Source organism: Candidatus Aegiribacteria sp., assembly GCA_021108005.1.
Classification (GTDB): domain Bacteria; phylum Fermentibacterota; class Fermentibacteria; order Fermentibacterales; family JCC-6; genus Aegiribacteria.
Genome location: JAIORS010000104.1, coordinates 49,560 through 71,398, shown reverse-complemented (window position 1 = coordinate 71,398; position 21,839 = coordinate 49,560). Strand labels below are relative to the sequence as shown.

Here is a 21,839-nt window from a genome sequence, read left to right as displayed (position 1 = left end):
CTGTTGGTCTTGATATCGGCAGCCATTCAATCAAAGTAGTCCAATTGGCAGGATCCAGCAAAGCTCTGACCCTCTTGAGTTATGCTATACAGGAGTTATCTCCTGGCACGATTGTCGATGGAGAAGTTGTCAACCGTGAGCATCTGATTGATACGGTTCATGATGTAGTCCGACAGGCGGGTATAAAATCAAGTAACAAGAACATCCATAGTGCTGTGTCAGGAAGAAGTGTAATTGTTCGAAGAATCCCAATGGAGAAAATGTCGGAGCAGGATGCCCGTCAGGCTATTCAGTGGGAAGCCGAACAGCACATTCCATTCAGGATAGATGAGGTCAGTCTTGATTTTAAGATCATTAACCCTGAGATATCTCCGGGACAGATGGAAGTTCTTCTTGTAGCTGCAAAGAAGGAAGTTGTCGACCTTCACAGGGGAATTCTGCAAGGTGCAGGTCTTAAACCAGCTACAGTAGAGCTTGAGCAGTTCTCGCTACAGAGGGCTTATCAGCATGCGTACAGGCCCAGCGGAGATGAATGCGTAACAATACTTAACATTGGCGCTGAAGTAACGAACATGATAGTTATCAGAAATGGCCTTCCAAGTTTCAACCGGGATCTTTCGATTGGAGGTTCAAGGTTCGTGGAAGCTCTTCAGAGGTCTCTTGGGCTTGAGTATGAGGTTGCTCTTGGGGTACTTAAGGGCAATGTTCCGGATGGGATATCATCCGATGAAGTCCATACGGCTATAGGAAGGGTTATAGAAGAACTATCAACGAGTATAAGAAGGTCATTCATAACTTATCAGGCATCGGGTGAAAATTCGCGAATTGACAAGATGTACATAAGCGGAGGTTGCTCACTTATGCCTGGGTTGGCAACAATACTCAGCGAACAGCATGGACTTCCGGTTGAGCACTTTCAACCCTTCAGAAACATAACAATACCTGAAGATGTCATTAGTGACAGTGAACTCGATTCTGTCGGCGCTATACTTGCAGTATCTACGGGTCTTGCGCTGAGGGGATTTGAACCATGCATGGTTGACATCAACATTCTTGAAGAACCCGAGGGCAAAAAGAGAAAACCTTCAGGTGCTACATCAGCCACGGAAGTCAACTCAACCCTGCTTACCATTATCTGCATACTGCCATTTATAGGTCTTATTGCCGCCGGAGTAATCTCCTATATGGACTATCAGGATCTCAAGGAACGGGAAGTGACAGTTAATAATGAGATCGAGCAGGTCCAGGAACAGATTTCGCTGCTGGGCATTCAACTGGATCAGCAGGCCGAGGCTGAAAGGTTGAGTGCGTCCGTTGACAGAAAGCGTCAACAGATACTGGGTCTTTCGCTGAATCAGAAATACTCAGTTTACATTATTGAGTATCTCTGCAGAGCGATTTATCCCGATGAAGTCATTCCCGGAACCCAGACTGAGAAAGGTATCTACCTTACCAGTCTTGCCCTTGGTTTAACGGAAGTCCGAATTTCGGGAGTTGCTAAAACATGGGGTGATATAATCGAATTTCAACGTGATGTAGTTGAGATCATGCCGGATGGCAGAACTTCGCTATTCACTCTTGACGATTACGGACAGACTTATACACTTGCTTCAGAGGCAAGCAGAACCGGAAGCAGACGATACAATTTTGATATGATAATTGGAGTAAATTCCTCTGCATTGGCATCCCTGGTGGGAGAATTTGCAGGTGATACAAGCGCGTTAATGGAAGCTTTTGAAGAATCCTCAAATACGGAGGATCATCCTGATAACACAGGGGAGGAATCATGAAAATATTCGCAATTTCAGTTTTAGGTCTGCTGGTTGTACTGGCAATTGCAGGATGTAACCCGGTGGGAATGGATGATACCAGGGTTTACGTTAGAGGATTGATCTTTGCCGACACATCCCATACAACCTTTGCTGAAGGTATTGGCGTTATGACATTTGGTACACCTGAATCGTACGTAACAAACACGGGAGCCGACGGAAGGTTCTGGTTCGAGATACAGATGTATCCTGACACTTCATGCAGCATTACCGGAGCAGTTAAATTCGGTGTTACGGCGTATTCTGGATTAAATCAGTATAACTACGGTGGCGGCGTAGGATCATCTCAAGACTCGATCTTCACCGTTTTCGGTGGAGATACGCTTAATCTATACGATATTGATCTGAGTATGTTTACAGAGGGTAAACTCGGCGGGTCTAACTGATGGGATACTTAATTATATATGAACAGTTAATATACGAGGGGGTTACGGTATGAATGCCTATCTCAGAGACCCCAGGTCCTATATTCTAATAGTCGGTGTTCTTCTTGTAGCGGCTCTGCTATATCTATATCCCAGGGAGTTCTCTTCCGAAATAACTGAGAAAATTGAGAGGGCCGAACAGAATTTGAATATGAAAAGAGCCGAACTCAGTTCACTCCAGTCGGGAACCGCATCGGATATGGCAATAACCGAACAGGAGATCAACCGCCTTAATCAACAGCTTGCTGAACTCGATAGATATCTTCCCAGAAGCTACGACCAGGATGAAGTACTGGATATGCTGACGGAGAATGCGGAGAACAGCGGTTTGCAGATTAATACTCTCACTCCTCTTCCGCCAAGTACGCAGGGGGATTATCTTGTGTACGGATGGCAGGTTCAGCTCTCTGGACGATTTCATAGACTTGGTGTTTTTCTTGATCAGTTGACTCAGCAGATGATGATAACTTCGGTTTCAGATCTGACTGTAATACAGAAGAAGGCTTCAGACGGAAGCTACGATAACATGGAGGCGAATTTCACAGTTTCAGCCTTCGTCCAGCCGTAGGGAAGGGAGCAGAAGATATGAGAGTATCAAGATTGACTTACACAGCCCTTCTTGCAGCAGCTGCGGTTTTCCTGATGTTCGGCTGTGGCGAAAACGGAGATGAAGATACTTCAATGGTTGATCATTCAGGTTCATCCATAACGGTTGTATCGAATTCCGATATTCACGGTTGGATTGAAATGGCCCTGTCTCAGTCCTCACCTGTAATGGCTGAGGCTGGAGAAAACTCAGCATGGCTGCTTTTCGAGGGGGGAAGCCTTCTCAAGTTCAACAGAACAGACGGAAGGTGGAATGCCTATCACCTTGAAGACATCAGCAATGTTCTTGATTTCGATCTGAATGGAGAGACACCTTCATTAGTAACGGAAACCGAATACATTGTCTTCAACGAAAGAAACTGCGAAGCGGTTTACGAATCACTTCCGGACGGTTTCTCTCCGATGGAGCTTGCATCCAGTAATAGTGATGTTGCCATTCTGGGATCGAACGGAGATCTGGCTATCAGGAAGGAAGGCGATTTTACGGTTTATTCCAGTTCTGAAGAGTTGAATCCACGGGGCGACCTACAGCGGATAGGACCGGACTGGATATTCAGCATTGAAGGCGGTGGAATTGCGCTTTTTGATCCATCGGTTGCTCTCTGGCAGTTCGAGGAATCGCCCGAAGGAGATATTCTTGCTTCGTCGGACAATATCCTGTTCATGGGGGTAAACGATACTATTTACGTGAGAACTTCACAGGGCGAATGGAACTATCACTCAGATGGCCGGCTGTACGATGGAGGCCTTGTATTGGCGGAGAACGGGATATCAACGATCATGTCACCGGGTGATGTGATAGCTGAAGCTCCTTCGTTTGAGCCATCAAGGTTGTTTGCAATGGAAGGTTTCCAGGAACCTGTCTGGGCATTCGATGACCTCGGAATTACAGTATATTCCGGCCTTGGTGAAGTTGAAACCAGCCTTCCATATTATGAAACCCAGCGGGTATCCTGCACTATGGCAGGACAGAGCGCCAGCGGGATGCAGGGATCGACAGATTCTGTGGATGACATAATTCAAGCTGGTGGAGGAACATTCAGGATATATGAATCGGTTTCCATCAGGCCTGACCCGTTCACGGAATTTTCAAATGAGGAAAGAGATGCCAGAAGGAATCTTAATGAAATCTCTATCGAGGAATTCAGGCTGGTTGGAATAGCACTTGATCCCGTTGGCGGTGATCTGGCTATGGTTGAAGATGGGCTTGGTGTTCCGTACATACTCTACGAAGAAACTGTTCTCGCTAATAATTCCCATGTTGCTGAGATTACCAGTAGTGAAGTTATTGTAATTCAGGATGTAATAGTTGATTATAGCGCGAGAGGTGGAGGGGAGACCACAATCCCAACCATTTACTCTCTGCGTCTTCATGAAGAAGGTGGTTTGTAATGCGTCTGTTAACTGTATGTAGTCTCCTATTGCTGCTGGCATTGCCGGCGGCAGCGTACAGGGTTACCGATATCTCGGTAGTACCCAGCGGCGACGTAACCCTGGTTACAATAACCGCCGATGATGCGATTTCGTACGAGAGATTCTTATTGACCGATCCGATGAGGATCGTTCTGGATATTGGCGATGCTGTGCATTCGCTCCCCTCTATGGACTATTCCATAAACAGGGGAGGTGTTCTCTCTATCAGAACGAGCCAGTACAAAGCTCCACCTGAAGGTATTGTAAGATTGATCATCGACGTTAACGGCGAACTTCTCAACTACAGTGCTTCACTCGATGGGAGACAACTCATTCTCGAGATGCAGACAGACCCCACCGGCATACCTTTTGCCGCATGGTCAGCAACCTCAGAATACGTTGTGCCGGTAATTACGGGCGGAGATGTGGCGCCGTTATCCTCTCCGGCACACTCAACACTTTCGGGACAGTCTATCATGACCTCTTCACGGGGTATCCGTATAAGTGAAGGACATCGCGAAGTAGATGACGGGTTCCCTGTGGAATGGTCAGGAGTAGGCGGACGAAGCATAACAATCGATGTGGTGGACGCAAGTCTGAGGACAGTTTTACGTGCGATTTCAGATGTCAGTGGATTGAACATAATGCTTCCGGAAGACTATACTGCGTCTGTTACTGCAAGGCTGCATAACGTTGGCTGGAGAGATGCTCTGACCGCAATTCTTAATTCACAGGGCCTTGTAGCCAGCATGCAGGGTAACGTATTGAGGGTAATGCCCAGAGAAAGTTTCTATACGGAGATAAACCAGATGGCTTCTACCCGTCATGAAAGAGAGAATCTCCAGGACCTCCAGACAGAAATATTCGTAATAAGGTATGCCACAGCGGAAAGTGTGAACAGCGCTCTCGCCACCGCTCTTTCCGAAAGAGGCCAGATTTCTGTTGATAACAGAACAAACTCCGTAATTATCACGGATATACCGTACAAACTAGAGGAAGTAGGCAGACTTCTTCCGGTACTTGACAGCCCTACCGCGCAGGTCATGATAGAGGCAAAACTGGTCGAGATAGATGCCAGCTATGCGAATGAAATGGGTATTGACTGGTCTCTCGGGAACCTTGCAAGGTCAAATAATCTCGCTCGAGGCAGTGCAAGTTCCAACGGTCTTGCAGTTGGTGACCCGACTGGTTCGATCTCTTTCGGTACGATTACGAGCATGTTCGATGTGAACGCGACTCTTTCGATGCTGGAATCACAGAATCACGCGCATATCCTGTCGGAACCGAGAATAGCGATTATCGACAATATGACCGGTACAGTTATGTCCGGTAAGGAAATACCGCTAACTCTGAAGGACCAGAGTAATAACGTTTATATATCGATGTACAGTATTGGAGTTGAACTCACGGTTACGCCACATATCAACGCTGACAATAATGTAACTCTTGAGCTCAATCCTGTTGTAAGCGAACTCTCAGGAGAAGCTACATCTGCGCAGCAGCCAATAATCCTGACTCAAAGCGCAAATACAACGCTTATGATAGACGACGGCTCCACAGCTGTTATCGGCGGAATAATGAGAAGCAAACGTACAACTGTCAGAAGGGCAATCCCGATACTTGGTCATATACCCTTACTCGGCAATCTGCTTTTCTCGTATAACTCCGAACGTGAGGACAGTACGGAACTTGTAATATTCGTTACACCGCACATTATCAGGCCTTACTAAAACGAGGTCAGTGTGATCAGACTGGGGCGGGGAAAGTGGAAAGGTCACATTCTCCGCCCTTCTTCCAAACTGTGCAGGCCAACTTCATCATTGGTTCGTGGCGCTTTTCTGGATATAGCTGGAAGGGATCTCATAGATTCCGCTGTTGTATGGGATCTCTGTGCCGGCAGCGGGGCTGTGGGACTTGAAGCCCTGAGCTGGGGAGCTTCGCATTGTGTATTTATCGACAGGAATCCCCGTTCAGCATCGTTCATCCGTGGTTTCCTCAGTGAGCACGATTCCGATGATGAAGCTACTATCATCACTGGAGATTTTAAGAATTATATTAACAGAATGGATTCCGTGCCTGATGTTGTTTTCATCGATCCTCCATATGAATACAACAGGTTGTACGAATGGATAAGTTCCCTGGATTGGAACAGTATCCTGTCATCGCATGGAACTGTTTTCGTTGAATGCGGACCTGAAACAGCTATGCGGAAAAACTGGAACAGAAGGAAGTACGGAGACAGTTACCTGAACTGGAAAAGAATGAAGGATGTACGATGAAAATAGTCTATCCTGGCACATTTGATCCTTTAACTCTCGGACATATTGATATAATCAGAAGGGCAGGAAGGATATTCAGTGACATTGAAATTGCCGTTGTGACCCGTTCTTCAAAATCACTCTGTTTCCCTGTTGAAGATAGGGTAAGGCTTATCAGGGAATCCCTTGATGAGACCGGGATGAAAAGTATAAAGGTAACCGCATTCGATTCACTGCTGATTGAATATATGAAGACAATGGATTATCACACTTTCATAAGAGGTCTTCGAGCCAATTCAGATTTTGAATACGAGTTTCAGATGCAGCTGATGAATCGAAGACTGGCACCTGAGATAACGGGGCTTTATCTTATGCCTTCGGAAGATATGATGTATTTATCTTCTACACTTGTAAAAGAGATTGCGAAATATGGAGGAGACCTTTCAACAATGGTTACAACCTGCGTAGAAAGAGCTTTATTGGACTATTTTGGACACCGATCTGATACAACGAATGGATGACTTATGAATTACTCAAGAACCATAATGTCACTATCGCCTTCAGCTACACTTCAATTGAGCGCGAAGGCAAAGGAATTGAAGAAATCGGGAAGGGATATAGTATCACTTTCCGCAGGACAACCTGATTTTCCAACGCCTGCGCCAATCGCATGGGCCGGTATTAACGCAATACGGGAAGGAAAAACCGGGTACACTGCAAGCACCGGAATCCCTGAACTGAAAGAAGCTGTAGCGAGGAGCTATTCAGCAAGAAGGAACATTGAATGGAAATCTGAGAATGTGGTTGTAAGCAATGGCGCGAAGCATGGCCTGGCGAATCTCATCAGATCCGCAATTAATCCTGGAGACAGAGTATTACTGCCAAGGCCGTACTGGGTCAGTTATCCTGAGATGGTCAAGGCTTCAGGAGGGATACCCGTATATCCGAAAGAGAATATCAATCCTGAAGAAATACTTAAAGCTTCGGACCAGGGCGCAGTAGGTATTCTGATCAACTACCCTTCGAACCCTTCCGGTTACGTTCCATCCGAAGATGAAATTAAAAGCATAGCCGATGCAATAGTTGAGACCGATATGTGGGTTATCTCGGATGATATTTACGAGGATCTTGTTTACATCGAAGGTGGAACTCCCCATATACTTGATTACAGACCGGAACTAAAGAAGAGGACCGCTGTTGTATCGGGTGTATCGAAAACCTACGCAATGACGGGATGGCGCATCGGGTACTCGCTTACAAATGTTGAATGGGCAAAAATCTCCGGTGTACTTCAGGCTCATTCCACATCAAACCCATGTTCCATTTCCCAGTGGGCTGCACTGGCAGCGCTTGAAGGCAAAGCCGAGAGTGAAAGAAAAGAAATGCACAGATGCTTCCTGAGAAGAAGGGATCTGATGTGTTCTTTACTTTCGGTCGAAGATGACTTACAATTTGAGAGACCGGAAGGGGCGTTTTACGTGTTTCCCCGATTGACTGTATGTACTGAGATTGATACTGAGAGTTTTTGTAATGAACTTCTGGACAATGAAGGTCTGGCTGTCATACCGGGTTCTGCGTTTGGAGCGGAAGGATATATCAGATTATCCTTTGCGGCATCCGATGATGATATTCGGGAAGGTGTGAAAAGATTGAGAAGATTTCTGCACAGGAGGTATAACACATGATAGTGACCTGTCCCAGTTGTAACTGTAAATACAATATTCCCGAAAAAAAGATCGGAGACTCGCCGAAACGTTTTCGATGCAGAAAATGTTCAGAGATCTTTATTATCAATCCTCCAAAAAGTGGAATGGTAGGAACAGCAGAGGTACCTCTCGAGGATGATACTCCGGAACAGAGAGCTGCAAGATTTGCGAGAGTTCTTGCAAGCGATATACTTATTTATAACCAGGATCTGATAGATGAAGCCCGAGAAGACGGAAACCTGCCCGAGGTTATGAATCAGGAGATTCAGAAATCCTGGGATTTATGGAAAAGCAGATTTCCAGAGCAAAGTGAAAGTAATCCTGATATCTTCAGCGATGCGCTGAATCAGTACCTTGCCGATGGAGAAAAGGTTTTCAGAAGCCAGGACTACTCCTGACCCGGTTAACCTTCACTGATTCTATCACGAACCATTCTGAATACTATATGGCAGAGTATCAGATGGATATCTTCGATCTGCTGCATATCATCACTGGGGACTACTATTGAGTTCTTAGCGATATTTACAGCTTCTCCACCATTGAAACCCGAAAACAGTACAGATATCGCGCCTGCTTTATTGGCTACTCTGAAAGCGTTTATGACATTAGGGCTCATTCCGCTTCCGGAAAGGCCGATAACTACATCTTTTTTTTCAACAAGATTTTTGAGCTGTTCGCCGAATGTATTAGTGTAATCGGTATCGTTCGCCCATGCGGTTATAAGAGGAATATTTACTGACAGACTGATAGCTTTCAATCTTGGTTTTCCCGGAGTTACGGTACCCTTCGCGAGATCACAGACAAAATGACTTGAAGTGGCCGATCCTCCACCGTTACCGAAAACAAAGATCTTTCTGCCATTCTCGTAAGCCTTAAGTATGATTCCGACCAGCTCTTCAATATTCTCCGATGGGATCTTCAAAGCGAGAGCACTTACCTGGTTAAGATATGTGCGTATTTCTTTCAGCATGCTTTCTCCAATCAGAACACTTTCAGATATTTATCATCAGCTATGGTGCCTTCAGGTATTTCTGTTTCTGGCATTACAAGCGAATTCTTCAATGCGCAGTTCCAGCCGATGGTCGAGCCGGAAAGTATAACACAATTCTCAAGAGTGCAACCTTTTGAGATCAGAGAGCCCTCTTCAATCCATATTGTACCTTTGAGTTCGATATCATCGTAGGTCTGGCTGTTTTCGATTAATTTGCCATTCCGGATATTACCATTGTTCGCATACGGTGTTAGTCTACCGGATAGAACATCATGACAGGCAATAAGATAGCTATTTCCAGTCCCGATATCTCTTGTGTACCCTCCCGGAGAATCAGCGGCAAGGATTCTTCCTTCCTTAAGGAGAAGGGCAAATACATCATTTCCGAAATCGGAAAAATCTCCTTCGCGCAGATGCTCAACTGCTGATCTTCTGCAGACGTATAAACCTGAATTAGCAAGATTTGACTTAGCAACCTCGTTGGGAGGTTTTTCACGGAAATTCAATACCTTTCCGTCGGGTTCTGTCAGGACTATACCCTTGCTGGAGGGTTCTCCTGTAGGAGCGAGGGCAATTGTAACTTCGGAATCCAACCGTGAATGAAGCTTTAAAAGCGGTGCTACTGGTTGTCTTGTAAGATTGTCTCCGTAGACAACAAGAAATTCTTCCCCAAGGAGTGGAAGGGCTTTCCGGACCGCTCCGGCTGTACCAAGTGGTTTATCTTCCCTCTGGAACAGGATTCTCAGAGGGAGATCAGTGTTTTTCAGGTAATCCTCAAGCATATCCGCCTTCCAGGAGCCGTTTACAACAGCTGTATCGATTCCCTCTGAAGCCAGGTGAAGAAGTATGTCATGGATAAGAGTAAAACCTGCTATCCTCACAAGAGGTTTTGGAACAATATCCGTCAGAGGCTGCAGTCTTGTGCCGTAGCCAGCGCATAAAACCATTGCCTTCATTGCGTTGAATTCTCACTGTCAGATACGGCGTATCTGATAATGCCGCTTCCAAGACGCACTAATCTTGCTGCTTCATAAAGAAAACACTGCAGACCAAGCCGGAAATAGACAAAACGGAAAAATCCCTTTAAAGGATTGCGCAAACTGATTGCAGGTGGATTGACCAGTCTCCTGATAGAACCGTAATTCCCCGACTGTCTTGCAAGGATTCTGAACCCTCCCTTTCTCAGAACAGCCTCAAGGGTCCGGGGCTGGAAGAAGTAGAGATGGGCAGGTACCGAATCCGGTTCGATAGTACCGGGTTTCATTCCCCTGAGAAGAGCTTCAGCGATCTCCTCCCAGTGATAAAGCTCCCATGGACACTGCACAACCAGAATACCTTCGGGGGCAAGCAGTTTTTTTATCCGGTTGAGCACATCAAAGGGTCTGTGAAGATGTTCAAGGACATCAAGCAAAAGAATTATATCGTAGGAGTGCTCTTCGAGGTAAGGGGATTCAACACTCCCTGTATGCACATTCAGATTCAGTTCATTCCGGGCGAATGCTGAAGAAAGAGGACTTATTTCAACGCCTGTCACTTCCCATTCTCTTTCGCGGAGATAATCAAGGAGAAATCCATATGCGCAGCCGATCTCAAGGAGCCGCTTTCCCCTGGCATGATGAAGAAGATCTTTGTGACGTTTGTTGAAGATCTTCATGAACGTGTCATGATATTTTTCAAATGTTCCAATGTAACCCTTGTATCCGACATCTCCATCTTCGTAATAGGATTTGCTGTATATATCGGTAAGAGCCTTTTCAGCTGGTCTCTCTGAAAGATATACGAGACCGCATTCTCTGCAGCGAACAACCGGCCATGAATTCTGTACGCTGAGAAGTTTTTTTGAACTGGATCCGCAGAGGATACATTCTGTCTTTTCTCTTGGTAAACTGCTCCAGTCCATCGCCCTTCCCCTTGATCCGTCAACTCCCGGGAGTACGAACGGCTGTAAAACGTGAAGAATATCAGATGTGTTCAATAGATAGAACTTCATATATGGTAAAATAACAATGACCTGCAATGTCAGGGGTTGACAATTGTCAACCCCTTGACAGATTAGGCTACTACATATCGATTTGAATTGTAACAGGAACCTTCTATCTTTTTCTGAATTATAACATGTGAGACTGTATATTGCACGTGAAAGGCGGCTGTTTTGGCAACAAAGCGTACAGAAGGAAGATCACTGGAACTGTACCTTAGAGAAATAGGTAGTAAAGAAACACTTTCCTCAGCGGAGGAGGCTTCCCTTGCCCAACGCATCCGTTCGGGAGAACAGGAAGCCCTCAACGAACTTACAGAAGCTAATCTCAGGTTCGTAGTCAGTATCGCAAAGCAGTACGCGAACCAGGGAGTTGCCCTGGAAGACCTTATCAACGAGGGGAATGTTGGACTGATAAGGGCCGCGAAGGGATTCGATGAAAGCAAGGGATGCCGCTTTATAACCTATGCGGTCTGGTGGATAAGACAGGCTATTCTTCAGGCTCTTGCGGAGCAGTCAAGAATAGTTCGTCTTCCGTTGAATCGTGTTGGAGAATTATACAAAATGGGCCGTGCAGCAAGAGAACTCGGACATTCTCTCGGCAGGAATCCTTCAACGAATGAGATTGCCGATGAACTTGACGTATCCAGGGGTGATGTTGAAGGAATGATGTCGATACACAGTACGCACCTTTCCCTTGACAGCCCTGTTTACGAAGGTAGTGACAAGACTTTCCAGGAGATGATCTCCGACGACGATGATATTCCGCCCGATGAAGCAGTAGTCCAGACTGCCATGAAGAGAAGCGTTTCGGGAATGCTGGACATTCTTGATCAGCGCGAAAGAACGATAATCCAGCTGTTCTTCGGGATAAACACTGATAGAAGACATACACTTGCGGAGATAGGAAGAACGATGGGCATAAGCCGTGAGAGAGTACGGCAACTGAAGAACAGGGCTATTTCCAAACTTAACGACAAAACCGACAGTAAAAACCTGCTCCTTTACCTGAAATAGAGAAGCGGGATTCTATTATGCCAATAGGCACCATTCACTGGATACCCCAGAGATCCAGTAAGGTCGGTAAGAAATTCGTACTCACTGCAGGCCGGTTAAGGATGCTGATCCTTTTTTCAGCGCTTCTTCTAACCGGTATTTCGGCTCTGTTTTTTCAATTAGGCCGTATGAACACCGTAAACCGGTCATGCGATACAAGGCATGATGAAATCACACTTGTTCGCGGGGAATTGTACCAGCTTTCGGAACGTGTAATGAACCTGCGGTCACGGTTTGAAGAAATCGTAACCAGGGAGGAACAGGTTCTTGTCGCAGGTGCCGGGCTTAACCTTGATTTTTCTGTACTTCTTCCAAAGAATGTTCCTGTGAACGAACCACCGGGTGATAACATGTTCAGGTATATAGATGATATGGAAATGGAAATAATGCTCATGGAGAGATTGGCCGATGCTGAACTGATGGCCTACGATTCCCTTGCCGGATATTTAATGGAAAAGGAAAGCGAACTGGCGCACATTCCATCCATCTGGCCTGTAGATGGCATTTTTGTAAGCGATTTTGGGCCTCGGATAGATCCATTTACGGGAGCTGTACGAATACATAAAGGAATTGATCTTGCATGCGTTGCAGGAACACCGATATATGCCCCTGCGGACGGTAGAGTTGTTTTTGCCGGCTGGACCGGTGGATGGGGTCTGAACATCGTCATCAGGCATTCGGAAAGGGTTTCTACCAGATACGCTCATTGTTCGGCAGCGTGTACTGTTGTTGGTCAGGAAGTTGACAGGGGAGATCTGATAGCGAGAGTGGGATCAACGGGCAGATCGGTTGCCCCGCATGTTCATTACGAAGTTCTGATTGATGGAGTTCAGGTTGATCCGGAGGATTACATCATCCGGGAGGGATCAGATTCAGCAATCTTTTAACCGGATTTCATCACAAATACTTCGGTATAGTGAAACTGATTAGGAAAAACATTCATGAGTGGCATCAGTCTTGTAAGTGCTTGCCTGTGCGGTATAACCTGCAGATACGATGGTAGATCAAAACCTGTTGACAGGTTCGTCAGGATGCTTCATTCCGGGGAATGTGTACCCTTCTGTCCGGAAAAACTCGGTGGCCTGACTACACCGAGAGAACCGGCAATTTTATCCGGTGGTGATGGCTTTGCGGTTCTTGATGGAACAGGATCGGTAATTCTCAGGGACGCTAAGGGAGACGTTACGGATGAATTCGTTAAAGGCGCTGATCTTTCGGTCAGGTACGCCTCAGTATTGAATCCTGAGATAATCTATCTCAAAGAGAAAAGCCCCTCCTGTGGAATAAGCTGCGGAGACAACATGCCAGGAGTCGCGGCAGCAGCTCTGATTAGGTCCGGTTTCAAGGTGGAGGCGGTGGATTGAATCCGGAAGTACTTCTCTGGGAGCAGTACGGTCCTCTCTTTTCATTCGAGGAGAGAAAAATATATCCTCCGGATACAATGGAAATCCAATTCTACCAGAACTTTCGAAAGAAACACCCCGGGAAATGTATGGAACTCGGAGCCGGTGACGGCAGGTTGACGGAATATCTTGATGACGGCTCACAGGTCATTGCTCTTGAACCTTCCGAATCGATGATGAATTCATGGCCTCCGGGTTTGCAGCACCGTACATCTCGCATAAGGGCCATCGCACAGAACATCCCTTTGAAGAACTCTACGTTGGATCTGGTTCTATTTCCATACAATGGTATCCATTGCATTCTGAAGCGAGATGAAAGGAAGCTGGCTCTACGGGAGATAAGCTCAGTATTGAAATCCGGGGGGAGATTTCTTGCCGAAGCCTGTCCAAGGTTCCACATTCGCGAGCGGGAAAGTAGAAAAGAGAGATACGATTTCAATGAGAACGGTACTTCGCAGAGACTTGTCGAATCGGTAAGCCATGATCTGGAAAGGGGCCTGATAGTATTCGACATGGAATACTCAGGTACTGCCGTAGCTGATGAAAGGATAGACATCAGACTTGAACTGGCTCTCATATCAACTGGAGAGCTGCTTTTTGATATCAGGAACGAGGGACTGAAAATTATTACTATCTGGGGTGATTATGACCTTTCTCCCTGGGATGCGGATTGTTCACCAAGGCTTCTTGTACTGGCCGAGAGGGACGAAAAATAACTTCAGTGATTAACATGCTGCTTATCGGTTGGATTTAATGCGGGGTTTTCTCCGACTTAACTTGTATGTATCTTTGCCGGGTTGATAGTTCGTAGTAAATGCAAATTGAAGGGAGTAACGGATGAAGAGAACTGTAGTAACAATGCCCGGAGACGGTATTGGAGGTGCAGTGCTTGATGAAACTCTTAGAGTTCTTGAAGCTGTCGGATTCGAGGCTGATTACGTTCATGCAGATATCGGATGGGAATTCTGGAAAAAGGAAGGGAATCCCCTCCCTGACAGAACAATAGATCTGCTTGAAAAACATAAAATTGCCCTTTTTGGAGCCATTACCTCAAAACCCAAGGACAAAGCCCTGGATGCTCTTGATCCTTCTCTCAGGGACAAAGGGCTTGTCTATTACAGCCCGATAGTCGCCATGCGGCAGCATTTCGATCTCGATATTTGCATAAGACCCTGCAAAGCCTTCAAAGGCAACCCATTGAACTTCATCCGAAAAGGGCCGGGGAACACGATAGAGGAGCCACCGGTTGACGTAGTGATTTTCAGGCAGAATACGGAAGGGCTTTACGGTGGAGTGGAGTGGACCAACCCCCCGGACAACGTGTACGATGCCCTTATGAGCCATCCTAAATTCAAGAAGAACTTCGCCGATGTTCCAAGGGAAGATCTTGCTGTATCAACCCGGATCTTCTCAAGAAACGCCTGCAGAAGGATTCTTACAGCTGCGTTTGAACACGCGGACAAATTTGGTTACAAGAGCGTTACCATATGTGAGAAACCCAACGTTATCCGCGAAACAAGCGGTATGATGAGGGAAGAGGGAAAAAAAATCTCGGAGAAGTATCCTCATATAGATCTCTGGGAGACGAACATCGATGCTCAGATGATGTGGCTTACAAAGAATCCCGAGAACTATGGAGTACTCGTTTCCGGCAACATGTTCGGTGATATCGTATCCGACGGATTCGCCGGGCTTGTAGGAGGCCTCGGATTTGCCTGCAGTGCCAATATCGGCGAGGAAGTAGCGGTCTTCGAGCCTACACATGGTTCAGCTCCCAAATATGCGGACTACAAGGTTTCAATTGTGAATCCCATGGCAATGATACTTTCCTCCTGCATGATGCTTGATCACATTGGTGAGACGGAAAAGGCCGTAAAGATCAGGAAAGCTGTTGAAACAGTGATAGCCGAAGGAAGAGTACGCAGTTATGATATGCTGAAACTGAGAGGATCTCCGGATGTTCTTGAGAACGGTGCAGCAAGCACAGCTGAAATGACGGATGCTATAATCAGTGCGATAAACTAACCGGATTTCTTACAGTTCGAACCTTGGCTCCGGGAACTGCGGGTTGAGTTTCGGTTATATAAGTAAGTCAATTGGCTGAACTCATACGGAAGGAAAAGCATTGAAGATATTTCTACCACTGCTGCTGGCTGTTCTTGCCGGCATCGCCGCGTCGAACGAACCCGGAGAAGCGTTCGAAAACCTGATGGATGCTTTCTACGAGGGTGATGCAGAAGGTGTTGAAGCCAGCCTTTCTTCGAATTCAATCGATATGATTAACATGATACTGATTATGGTTAAGATACAGCCGTATCAGGCCGCGACGGAGCTCTCACAGAAGTTCCAGATAGCACTGACCGGCGAAGAGATTGTGAACTGGACAGCAACTGATTTTATCGATGCGCTCATCAACGCGCCAGTTATTACTCAAGGGTTTCCTCCCAAAGAAGATATAGAGGTCTCCGGTTTTGATATACAGGGCGACACCAGCACAGTATTCCTGATAGTATCCAACTACCCGGAAGAAATTGAGATAGCTATGATACGCGAAGGGAATGACTGGAAACTTGGCGAAAGTATGGTCCAGTCGGAACTCTAATACTGACTGACTTGTTGTACAGGTAAGACGAGAAGGGCTATGCATGAAAGACAGAATTGAAGAGCTATTTAGAGAGCAGCTTGAAAAAATAGGAGATTCTGAACTCAGGCGGAAGACTGTTGAAATTTGGACTGCTGCGGCTATCGAGGGGGGATGGGAGCCGGACGATCTGGAGAAAATCCCGTTTACGCTTCTTACCGACACTCATGGGATCAACCTTGTTCAGCATACAATTGCTGTAACAGAAGGTGCGCTGGGCCTTGCCCGGGCGATGCAATCAAGTTCTCAGCTGCCATTTGAGATCGACCATGATATGCTGGTTGCAGGTGGTCTTCTTCACGATGTGGGAAAACTGATGGAAATTGAGCGTACTGAGAATGGATATGTAAAAAGCCTTCATGGTAAACACGCGAGACATCCAATTTCGGGGGCGATACTGGCTTCCAGGTTCGATATGCCAATGGCCATTATTAATATGATCGGGTGCCATGCGAAGGAGGGTGAGGGAAGACCCCAGAGGGTGGAGACTGTTCTTGTTCACCAGGCTGATTTCGCAACGTTCAACCCCATGGTTATGCTCCAAAAAGGCCTGCTGATTTAAGGGGACGTACCACACTTCTTCAACTTGTGCAACAAGAATGAATTGATTGGTATTAATAAATAACATATTATTGCATAACATTACATAATTGAGCAATAACAGCTTTTCCAATAGCATTATGCAAATTTGAATTTGTAACATATTAGACAATGACAATTTAATGTACAAAACGTTGTTTTGTAAGTGACCAGAAGTTACGTCCGACCCCAATGGAGGCTCAAAATGTTGAGAGTTATGATTATTCCGCTGCTGCTTCTTGCAGTAATTGCCAGTGCCGAAGTGTTGTACCGTGCCGAGGATTTCACAGAAACCGCTGAATTCCTTGGCATGGATGATGAAGGCATACTTGTTGAATTCACCCTTCCCGCTCTTACCGCTGAAAACGAAATCGTTGGAGATTTTGGCGAAGGGACTATTCTTAGAATTCCTCGGGGGGGAGAAGGCATGCCCGTTGGAAGCCCGGATCTGCCAGTTATCAGAAGAATGGTTCTTATTCCCAATACTGGTGATGTCAGTGTCGAGATCGTATCAGCAGAATCCTCACCCCTCGGAATCTTCAGCATTCCTCCATTCCAGGAATATCCCACCAGAAGCGGTGGACCGGCACCTTACAGGATAAACGAAGATGTTTATTCCAGCTCGGAATTCTACCCTTCACAGCCTGTTGTTATAGAACGGGTAAGCATCCTGAGAGATATCAGAATCGCATGGGTGCGTTTTTCACCTGTTCAGTACAATCCTGTTTCTGGAGAAACCATAATAAACACGAACGTGGCCATTCGCCTTACTACCGAGGGCGTTGGTGAAAACGAGATCCACAGACCTTTCTACGGATACACTCGAAGCTATTTGCCGATATATGAAGAAGTCCTGGGGTTCGAACCCATGGGTACCGATGTTATTGATGGATCTTACCTTGTCATAGGCTCCGAAGAAAGCATTGGTTACGCTCAGGATCTGATCGACTGGAAGAGGCAGAAGGGGCTGGATGTTCAGTACGGAGTGGTACCTGCCATCGGCAGTACAGCAACCGAGATTGACGCTTGGATTGAAAATGCTTACAGCAACTGGCCGAATCCTCCCGAATGGATTCTTATTGTCGGCGACGAAAATGTTGTCCCAACTCCATACGCAAACGGAACGGAAGCTGATAACCAGTACGGTGTTATCGGCAGCGGTGTTGATCCCAGCATCCACGTTGGAAGGATTTGCGGTGATACAGGTTCATTGCCGTACCAGTGCTGGAAGATCGAAAGCTACGAGAACGATCCCTTTGAACCTGCCACAAGCTGGTTCCAGCACGCCATAAGCATCGGTTCAACCGATTTTCAGGATCCCTGGATGTCATGGAGGTACCATGCAATATTCCAGAATCACGAAATGTCCACAACACTCTATTGTAACTCCAGTGCCTACGGTGGTATTCCTCCTACGATCTCGAATATATCCGCAGAGGTTAACAATGGGCTTTCTCTTCTCAGCTACATCGGCCACGGAAGTCATACTGCATGGGGAACGACAGGTTTCAGCAACAGCGATGTCGCGGCACTCTCAAACGGACGAAGGCTGCCCTGGGTAAGTTCTATTGCTTGTTCGAACTGCGAGTTCGACGATTCCAGCCCATGCTTCGGTGAAGCATGGATGAACGAAGGCAGCATTTCATCACCTAAGGGAGCCGTCGGTTTCATGGGAGCAACAAAAGGCAGCCCCGTTGGTCCAACCGATTCTTTGGCCTTGTACCAGTTCAGAGGTTACTTCGAAGAGGAAATGTATCACATGGGAGCAGCCTTCGATTACGGTAAAATAAAGGCCTACCAGTACACCGGGGATGCCAGTAACAGTAATATGCACATGATAATGGGTTGTCCGGAATTCGATATTTTCACCGATACTTCACCCATTGTACATCTTGCTGGAGATCATTTGGCAACTATCGCTGAAGGTACCTGGAGCGTGACGGTAACAGCAGACGGATCACCTGTTGAGGGTGCGCTCGTAGGAGTTGTACAGGATACGACACTTCTCCAGAGCGGCTATACGAATGCTTCCGGTCTGGTGTCCTTTGATATTCCCGCAATTCCAGGTATGGGGAATGCGACAATTACTTGCACCCGTCATAACCTGTATCCTTACGTTGCTTCAGTAGTAGTTACAACCGGGATTGCGGGTAGTAGCAGTGGTGTAATGAGCCTCGAGCTTTCCCACCCGGCACCTAACCCCTTCTCAAATTCCACTACTTTTACTTGCGCTATGCCTGTGACCGGAGACGCCTCTCTGGATATTTACGATCTGTCCGGAAGACTTGTGACCAACGTTGCCTCCGGTGAAATGCTTTCTGGAACCCACTCCATACAATGGATGGGAATCGATTCGAACGGTACACCGGTACCAGGTGGTGTTTACTTACTCAAGTTTTCCACCAATGGTAATACACTGACAAGATCCTGCGTGGTTATCAGATAGATATCTGAAAGAATAGGGGTACGCTTCGATGTGTACCCCTGTTTTCCGGGAACTTCCGTATGAGTTGACATATCCCACTTATAATCAGTAGATTTGAGCCTTATTGTAAATTGTGCTGAAGCGTGAAGATGGCTGTCCAAGAACAGTTCACCGGCGGGTGTCCGGTGTTATCGTCATGCCACGAAGAATTCGTGAGGCACAGAAAATATGGAGGTTGCTTAATGTCAAGATATCGCGGTCCGAAATTTCGCAAAATCAGATCCTTAGGACCCCTGCCGGGGCTGACCAGAAGGGATCCTGCCAATCCGAACCCCCCCGGAGAACATGGTGGCAGATGGCATAGAAGAAGAGCTTCAACATACAGACTTCAGCTCATAGAGAAACAGAAGATCAGATTCAACTACGGTCTGTCTGAAAAACAACTTCGGAAGTACTACAGGAAAGCTACTTCAATGAAAGGCGAAACAGGCCATAACCTTCTTCAGCAGATAGAGCGAAGGCTGGATAATGTTGTCGCAAGGTCAGGTTTTACAAAATCCATACCCGCTGCCCGTCAACTTGTAGGCCACGGCCATGTAATAGTTAACGGCAGGAAACTGGATATTCCATCATATTTAGTCAAAGTTGGCGATGTCGTTTCTCTGAAGGAGAAGAGCAAAAAGCTAAAAGTAATCGAGGAAAATATTACAGAAGGTTCCGGCATTGGAGTACCTGCATATCTTGATGTTGATCCCACTGCCAGAAAGATAATAATGAAGGTTCTACCCTCACGTGAGGACGTTCCTCTTGAAGTAGACGAAACTATGGTTGTTGAGTTCTACTCGAAATAAGTATTTTGGTGTGAAAAGAAAACCCGTGGATTGCAATGCTTTCCACGGGTTTTTCTGCTATTTGGAACTATTACCTTATCGTCTAATCCATATCTTCAAGGGTTACTGCCCATTCGTAACCGTTTTCGTCAACATTGATTTCCCAGAGGGTGTAAGTATCACCGTCTTCGTCTTCAACCTTCATGTCATAGGATCCGGGGTTTACCCAGATCGTGATCTCGCTTGAGTCTTCAAGGATGTCAGCTCCAAGCTGATCATCACCCCAGGGAGAATCAGAAGGGTCTACGTAAACGAAGTATATATCCCAACCACCAAGATTGTTGGTGATGGTGACCGGCGCGGTTCCTTCACCAGTTTCCAAAGAAACGGCATCCAACAATACCGCGTCTTCGATGGAATCCATATCGTCGAGTATTACATTCCATTCGTAGCCGACTTCATCTACTTCAACTTCCCAGAGGGTGTATGTGTCGCCGTCTTCGTCCTCAACCTTGATGTCATAGGTTCCGGGGTCTACCCAGACGATGATCTGATCATCAGGGTAGAGAACATCCATACCCATAAGGTCATCACCCCAGGGTTCGTCGGATGTATCGACGTATACCCAGAAAATGTCCCATCCCTCAAGACTGTTGGTGATGGTAATCGGTGCGGTTCCTTCGCCAGTTTCGAGAATCTGAGGTTCTGTGAATTCTTCTTCATCCCATCCGCTGTCAAGGTCGTCCAGAGTAACATTCCACTTGTAACCTTCAGGTCCTATCTCAATTTCCCAGAGTGTGTAAGTGTCGCCGTCTTCATCGGATACCATTATATCCCAGGTGCCCTTTTCTACTTCGACTGTGAAGGATTCTCCTGTACTAAGAATATCTTCTCTTCCGAGGAGGTCTTCGCTCCATGGTTCATCGGACGGGTCTACAAAAATAGAATGGATTTCCCATGCTTCAAGTCCATTTGTTATAGTAACTTCAACCGTTGCTACTTCTTCAATGTCATCTGCTGGAGCTGGAGTTGCTTCATCCGCCTGTTCTCCGCATGCAGCGAAAAGAGCTATAGTAAGAACGCTCAGAAGTAATGCCAGTTTCTTCATTTATTTCCCTTTCTTCTCTTTGTATTCCGGTTTTCCGAACCGGCACGGCATAATGTTTGCTTAATATTCAGAATTGTTCAATACAAGACAACTATCGAACATATGAACCCGTAAGGGCAGTATCAAGGTTGTTTCTAAATATCTCTGAAAGATCCAGCTTCCAGCAATTCCCCTCAAAAATCATTGGAAACTTATATGATTTACCTGATGTTAGAGTGATTTCCGCCCTATCTCCCTGAATAAAAATCATAGTTACATCTCCATTGAAGTCAATGCATTCTGTGTAAAGTACCGGAAGTAGATCAGTACCTGATTCGTATCCTTGCAGTCCCCTGGTGGAAAGATCATCAGCGAGTGAATCAAGAAAGAGTATTGTGGAGGAACTCATCGAAGATGCGGCGGATTCCCATTCGTTCCGATTGATGTATCCAGCAGACTCGTTGTACGCGTCAAGAATCTCCTGCTGTTTTGCTGACCAGGAGCATGACATCACGCTTAAAAGGATTACCGGAAGTACCCCGCGAACAACATAGCACATTTTTAGCATGATTTCCTTCCATTTGTATTATACCTAATATAGTCTGTCTATTT

At 46.3% G+C, this 21,839-nt stretch carries 23 protein-coding genes; 18 read left to right on the top strand and 5 right to left on the bottom strand.

From position 1 onward, the window contains the following. The 9 genes from K8S15_06275 to K8S15_06235 all read left to right on the top strand — a co-directional run. A partial coding sequence (locus tag K8S15_06275; GenBank protein ID MCD4775645.1) for a pilus assembly protein PilM occupies positions 1-1,790 on the top strand: 1,790 nt, incomplete at its 5' end. Next, positions 1,787-2,215: a hypothetical protein gene (locus K8S15_06270; protein MCD4775644.1), complete on the top strand. Its 429-nt coding sequence runs from the start codon at positions 1,787-1,789 to the stop codon at positions 2,213-2,215. The genes K8S15_06275 and K8S15_06270, both read left to right, overlap by 4 nt. Before the next feature lie 49 nt (positions 2,216-2,264). Then, on the top strand, positions 2,265-2,822 hold the full coding sequence (locus K8S15_06265) for a type 4a pilus biogenesis protein PilO (GenBank protein ID MCD4775643.1): 558 nt from the start codon (positions 2,265-2,267) through the stop codon (positions 2,820-2,822). 17 nt (positions 2,823-2,839) lie between these two features. Then, positions 2,840-4,252, top strand: a complete 1,413-nt coding sequence (locus K8S15_06260; GenBank protein MCD4775642.1) for a hypothetical protein — start codon at positions 2,840-2,842, stop codon at positions 4,250-4,252. Then, the gene (pilQ, locus tag K8S15_06255) at positions 4,252-6,003 is read left to right on the top strand and encodes a type IV pilus secretin PilQ (GenBank protein MCD4775641.1); all 1,752 of its coding nucleotides are present in this window, start codon (positions 4,252-4,254) and stop codon (positions 6,001-6,003) included. The genes K8S15_06260 and pilQ overlap by 1 nt, the downstream gene beginning before the upstream one ends. A 12-nt stretch (positions 6,004-6,015) precedes the next feature. Next, entirely contained in the window at positions 6,016-6,552 is a 537-nt protein-coding gene (locus K8S15_06250; GenBank protein ID MCD4775640.1) for an RsmD family RNA methyltransferase, read from the top strand. Beyond that, positions 6,549-7,052 carry a pantetheine-phosphate adenylyltransferase gene (gene coaD, locus K8S15_06245; protein ID MCD4775639.1) on the top strand — a complete coding sequence of 168 codons (504 nt, stop codon included), beginning with the start codon at positions 6,549-6,551 and terminating at the stop codon, positions 7,050-7,052. The genes K8S15_06250 and coaD overlap by 4 nt, the downstream gene beginning before the upstream one ends. A 3-nt stretch (positions 7,053-7,055) precedes the next feature. After that, positions 7,056-8,216 (top strand): pyridoxal phosphate-dependent aminotransferase, encoded by a 1,161-nt coding sequence (locus tag K8S15_06240; protein MCD4775638.1) that lies wholly within the window; start codon positions 7,056-7,058, stop codon positions 8,214-8,216. Next, a complete protein-coding gene (locus tag K8S15_06235) occupies positions 8,213-8,635 on the top strand; it encodes a zinc-ribbon domain-containing protein (GenBank protein MCD4775637.1) in 423 nt (140 codons plus the stop codon). The genes K8S15_06240 and K8S15_06235 overlap by 4 nt, the downstream gene beginning before the upstream one ends. A gap of 5 nt (positions 8,636-8,640) precedes the next feature. Here the strand turns inward: K8S15_06235 and K8S15_06230 are convergent, their stop codons facing one another. The 3 genes from K8S15_06230 to K8S15_06220 are packed head-to-tail and all read right to left on the bottom strand — an operon-like array spanning position 8,641 to position 11,203. Beyond that, positions 8,641-9,207, bottom strand: coding sequence for an SIS domain-containing protein (locus K8S15_06230; GenBank protein ID MCD4775636.1), 567 nt, complete (start codon positions 9,205-9,207; stop codon positions 8,641-8,643). A gap of 11 nt (positions 9,208-9,218) precedes the next feature. Continuing rightward, positions 9,219-10,184: an NDP-sugar synthase gene (locus K8S15_06225; GenBank protein MCD4775635.1), complete on the bottom strand. Its 966-nt coding sequence runs from the start codon at positions 10,182-10,184 to the stop codon at positions 9,219-9,221. Next, on the bottom strand, positions 10,181-11,203 hold the full coding sequence (locus tag K8S15_06220; GenBank protein ID MCD4775634.1) for a class I SAM-dependent methyltransferase: 1,023 nt from the start codon (positions 11,201-11,203) through the stop codon (positions 10,181-10,183). The genes K8S15_06225 and K8S15_06220 overlap by 4 nt, the downstream gene beginning before the upstream one ends. 177 nt (positions 11,204-11,380) lie before the next feature. Here K8S15_06220 and K8S15_06215 point away from each other — a divergent pair, with 177 nt between their 5' ends. The 9 genes from K8S15_06215 (at position 11,381) to rpsD (ending at position 20,161) form a co-directional block, all read left to right on the top strand. Continuing rightward, a complete protein-coding gene (locus tag K8S15_06215; GenBank protein ID MCD4775633.1) occupies positions 11,381-12,223 on the top strand; it encodes an RNA polymerase sigma factor RpoD/SigA in 843 nt (280 codons plus the stop codon). A 101-nt stretch (positions 12,224-12,324) separates the two neighbouring features. After that, positions 12,325-13,149, top strand: a complete 825-nt coding sequence (locus tag K8S15_06210; protein ID MCD4775632.1) for a M23 family metallopeptidase — start codon at positions 12,325-12,327, stop codon at positions 13,147-13,149. Between the two features lie 54 nt (positions 13,150-13,203). Continuing rightward, positions 13,204-13,626 carry a DUF523 domain-containing protein gene (locus K8S15_06205; GenBank protein ID MCD4775631.1) on the top strand — a complete coding sequence of 141 codons (423 nt, stop codon included), beginning with the start codon at positions 13,204-13,206 and terminating at the stop codon, positions 13,624-13,626. After that, positions 13,623-14,381, top strand: coding sequence for a class I SAM-dependent methyltransferase (locus K8S15_06200; GenBank protein MCD4775630.1), 759 nt, complete (start codon positions 13,623-13,625; stop codon positions 14,379-14,381). The genes K8S15_06205 and K8S15_06200 overlap by 4 nt, the downstream gene beginning before the upstream one ends. 121 nt (positions 14,382-14,502) lie before the next feature. Then, on the top strand, positions 14,503-15,690 hold the full coding sequence (locus tag K8S15_06195; protein ID MCD4775629.1) for an isocitrate/isopropylmalate dehydrogenase family protein: 1,188 nt from the start codon (positions 14,503-14,505) through the stop codon (positions 15,688-15,690). A 100-nt stretch (positions 15,691-15,790) separates the two neighbouring features. After that, entirely contained in the window at positions 15,791-16,267 is a 477-nt protein-coding gene (locus tag K8S15_06190) for a hypothetical protein (GenBank protein MCD4775628.1), read from the top strand. Positions 16,268-16,310: 43 nt separating this feature from the next. Continuing rightward, the gene (locus tag K8S15_06185) at positions 16,311-16,868 is read left to right on the top strand and encodes an HD domain-containing protein (protein MCD4775627.1); all 558 of its coding nucleotides are present in this window, start codon (positions 16,311-16,313) and stop codon (positions 16,866-16,868) included. Between the two features lie 222 nt (positions 16,869-17,090). Then, positions 17,091-19,331, top strand: a complete 2,241-nt coding sequence (locus K8S15_06180) for a T9SS type A sorting domain-containing protein (GenBank protein ID MCD4775626.1) — start codon at positions 17,091-17,093, stop codon at positions 19,329-19,331. A gap of 221 nt (positions 19,332-19,552) precedes the next feature. Beyond that, positions 19,553-20,161 carry a 30S ribosomal protein S4 gene (rpsD, locus tag K8S15_06175; protein MCD4775625.1) on the top strand — a complete coding sequence of 203 codons (609 nt, stop codon included), beginning with the start codon at positions 19,553-19,555 and terminating at the stop codon, positions 20,159-20,161. 82 nt (positions 20,162-20,243) lie between these two features. Here the strand turns inward: rpsD and K8S15_06170 are convergent, their stop codons facing one another. Then, the gene (locus tag K8S15_06170) at positions 20,244-21,248 is read right to left on the bottom strand and encodes a hypothetical protein (GenBank protein ID MCD4775624.1); all 1,005 of its coding nucleotides are present in this window, start codon (positions 21,246-21,248) and stop codon (positions 20,244-20,246) included. Positions 21,249-21,339: 91 nt separating this feature from the next. Next, positions 21,340-21,795 (bottom strand): hypothetical protein, encoded by a 456-nt coding sequence (locus K8S15_06165; GenBank protein ID MCD4775623.1) that lies wholly within the window; start codon positions 21,793-21,795, stop codon positions 21,340-21,342. Positions 21,796-21,839 lie beyond the last annotated feature (44 nt).

Bases quoted from the DNA above. Each gene is read 5' to 3' on its own strand.
- coaD (MCD4775639.1), top strand. From the start codon at position 6,549: ATGAAAATAGTCTATCCTGGCACATTTGATCCTTTAACTCTCGGACAT.
- K8S15_06235 (MCD4775637.1), top strand. From the start codon at position 8,213: ATGATAGTGACCTGTCCCAGTTGTAACTGTAAATACAATATTCCCGAA.
- pilQ (MCD4775641.1), top strand. From the start codon at position 4,252: ATGCGTCTGTTAACTGTATGTAGTCTCCTATTGCTGCTGGCATTGCCG.
- K8S15_06170 (MCD4775624.1), bottom strand. From the start codon at position 21,248: ATGAAGAAACTGGCATTACTTCTGAGCGTTCTTACTATAGCTCTTTTC.
- K8S15_06230 (MCD4775636.1), bottom strand. From the start codon at position 9,207: ATGCTGAAAGAAATACGCACATATCTTAACCAGGTAAGTGCTCTCGCT.
- rpsD (MCD4775625.1), top strand. From the start codon at position 19,553: ATGTCAAGATATCGCGGTCCGAAATTTCGCAAAATCAGATCCTTAGGA.
- K8S15_06165 (MCD4775623.1), bottom strand. From the start codon at position 21,795: ATGCTAAAAATGTGCTATGTTGTTCGCGGGGTACTTCCGGTAATCCTT.
- K8S15_06270 (MCD4775644.1), top strand. From the start codon at position 1,787: ATGAAAATATTCGCAATTTCAGTTTTAGGTCTGCTGGTTGTACTGGCA.
- K8S15_06210 (MCD4775632.1), top strand. From the start codon at position 12,325: ATGCTGATCCTTTTTTCAGCGCTTCTTCTAACCGGTATTTCGGCTCTG.
- K8S15_06185 (MCD4775627.1), top strand. From the start codon at position 16,311: ATGAAAGACAGAATTGAAGAGCTATTTAGAGAGCAGCTTGAAAAAATA.
- K8S15_06240 (MCD4775638.1), top strand. From the start codon at position 7,056: ATGAATTACTCAAGAACCATAATGTCACTATCGCCTTCAGCTACACTT.
- K8S15_06225 (MCD4775635.1), bottom strand. From the start codon at position 10,184: ATGAAGGCAATGGTTTTATGCGCTGGCTACGGCACAAGACTGCAGCCT.
- K8S15_06265 (MCD4775643.1), top strand. From the start codon at position 2,265: ATGAATGCCTATCTCAGAGACCCCAGGTCCTATATTCTAATAGTCGGT.
- K8S15_06260 (MCD4775642.1), top strand. From the start codon at position 2,840: ATGAGAGTATCAAGATTGACTTACACAGCCCTTCTTGCAGCAGCTGCG.
- K8S15_06195 (MCD4775629.1), top strand. From the start codon at position 14,503: ATGAAGAGAACTGTAGTAACAATGCCCGGAGACGGTATTGGAGGTGCA.
- K8S15_06205 (MCD4775631.1), top strand. From the start codon at position 13,204: ATGAGTGGCATCAGTCTTGTAAGTGCTTGCCTGTGCGGTATAACCTGC.
- K8S15_06180 (MCD4775626.1), top strand. From the start codon at position 17,091: ATGTTGAGAGTTATGATTATTCCGCTGCTGCTTCTTGCAGTAATTGCC.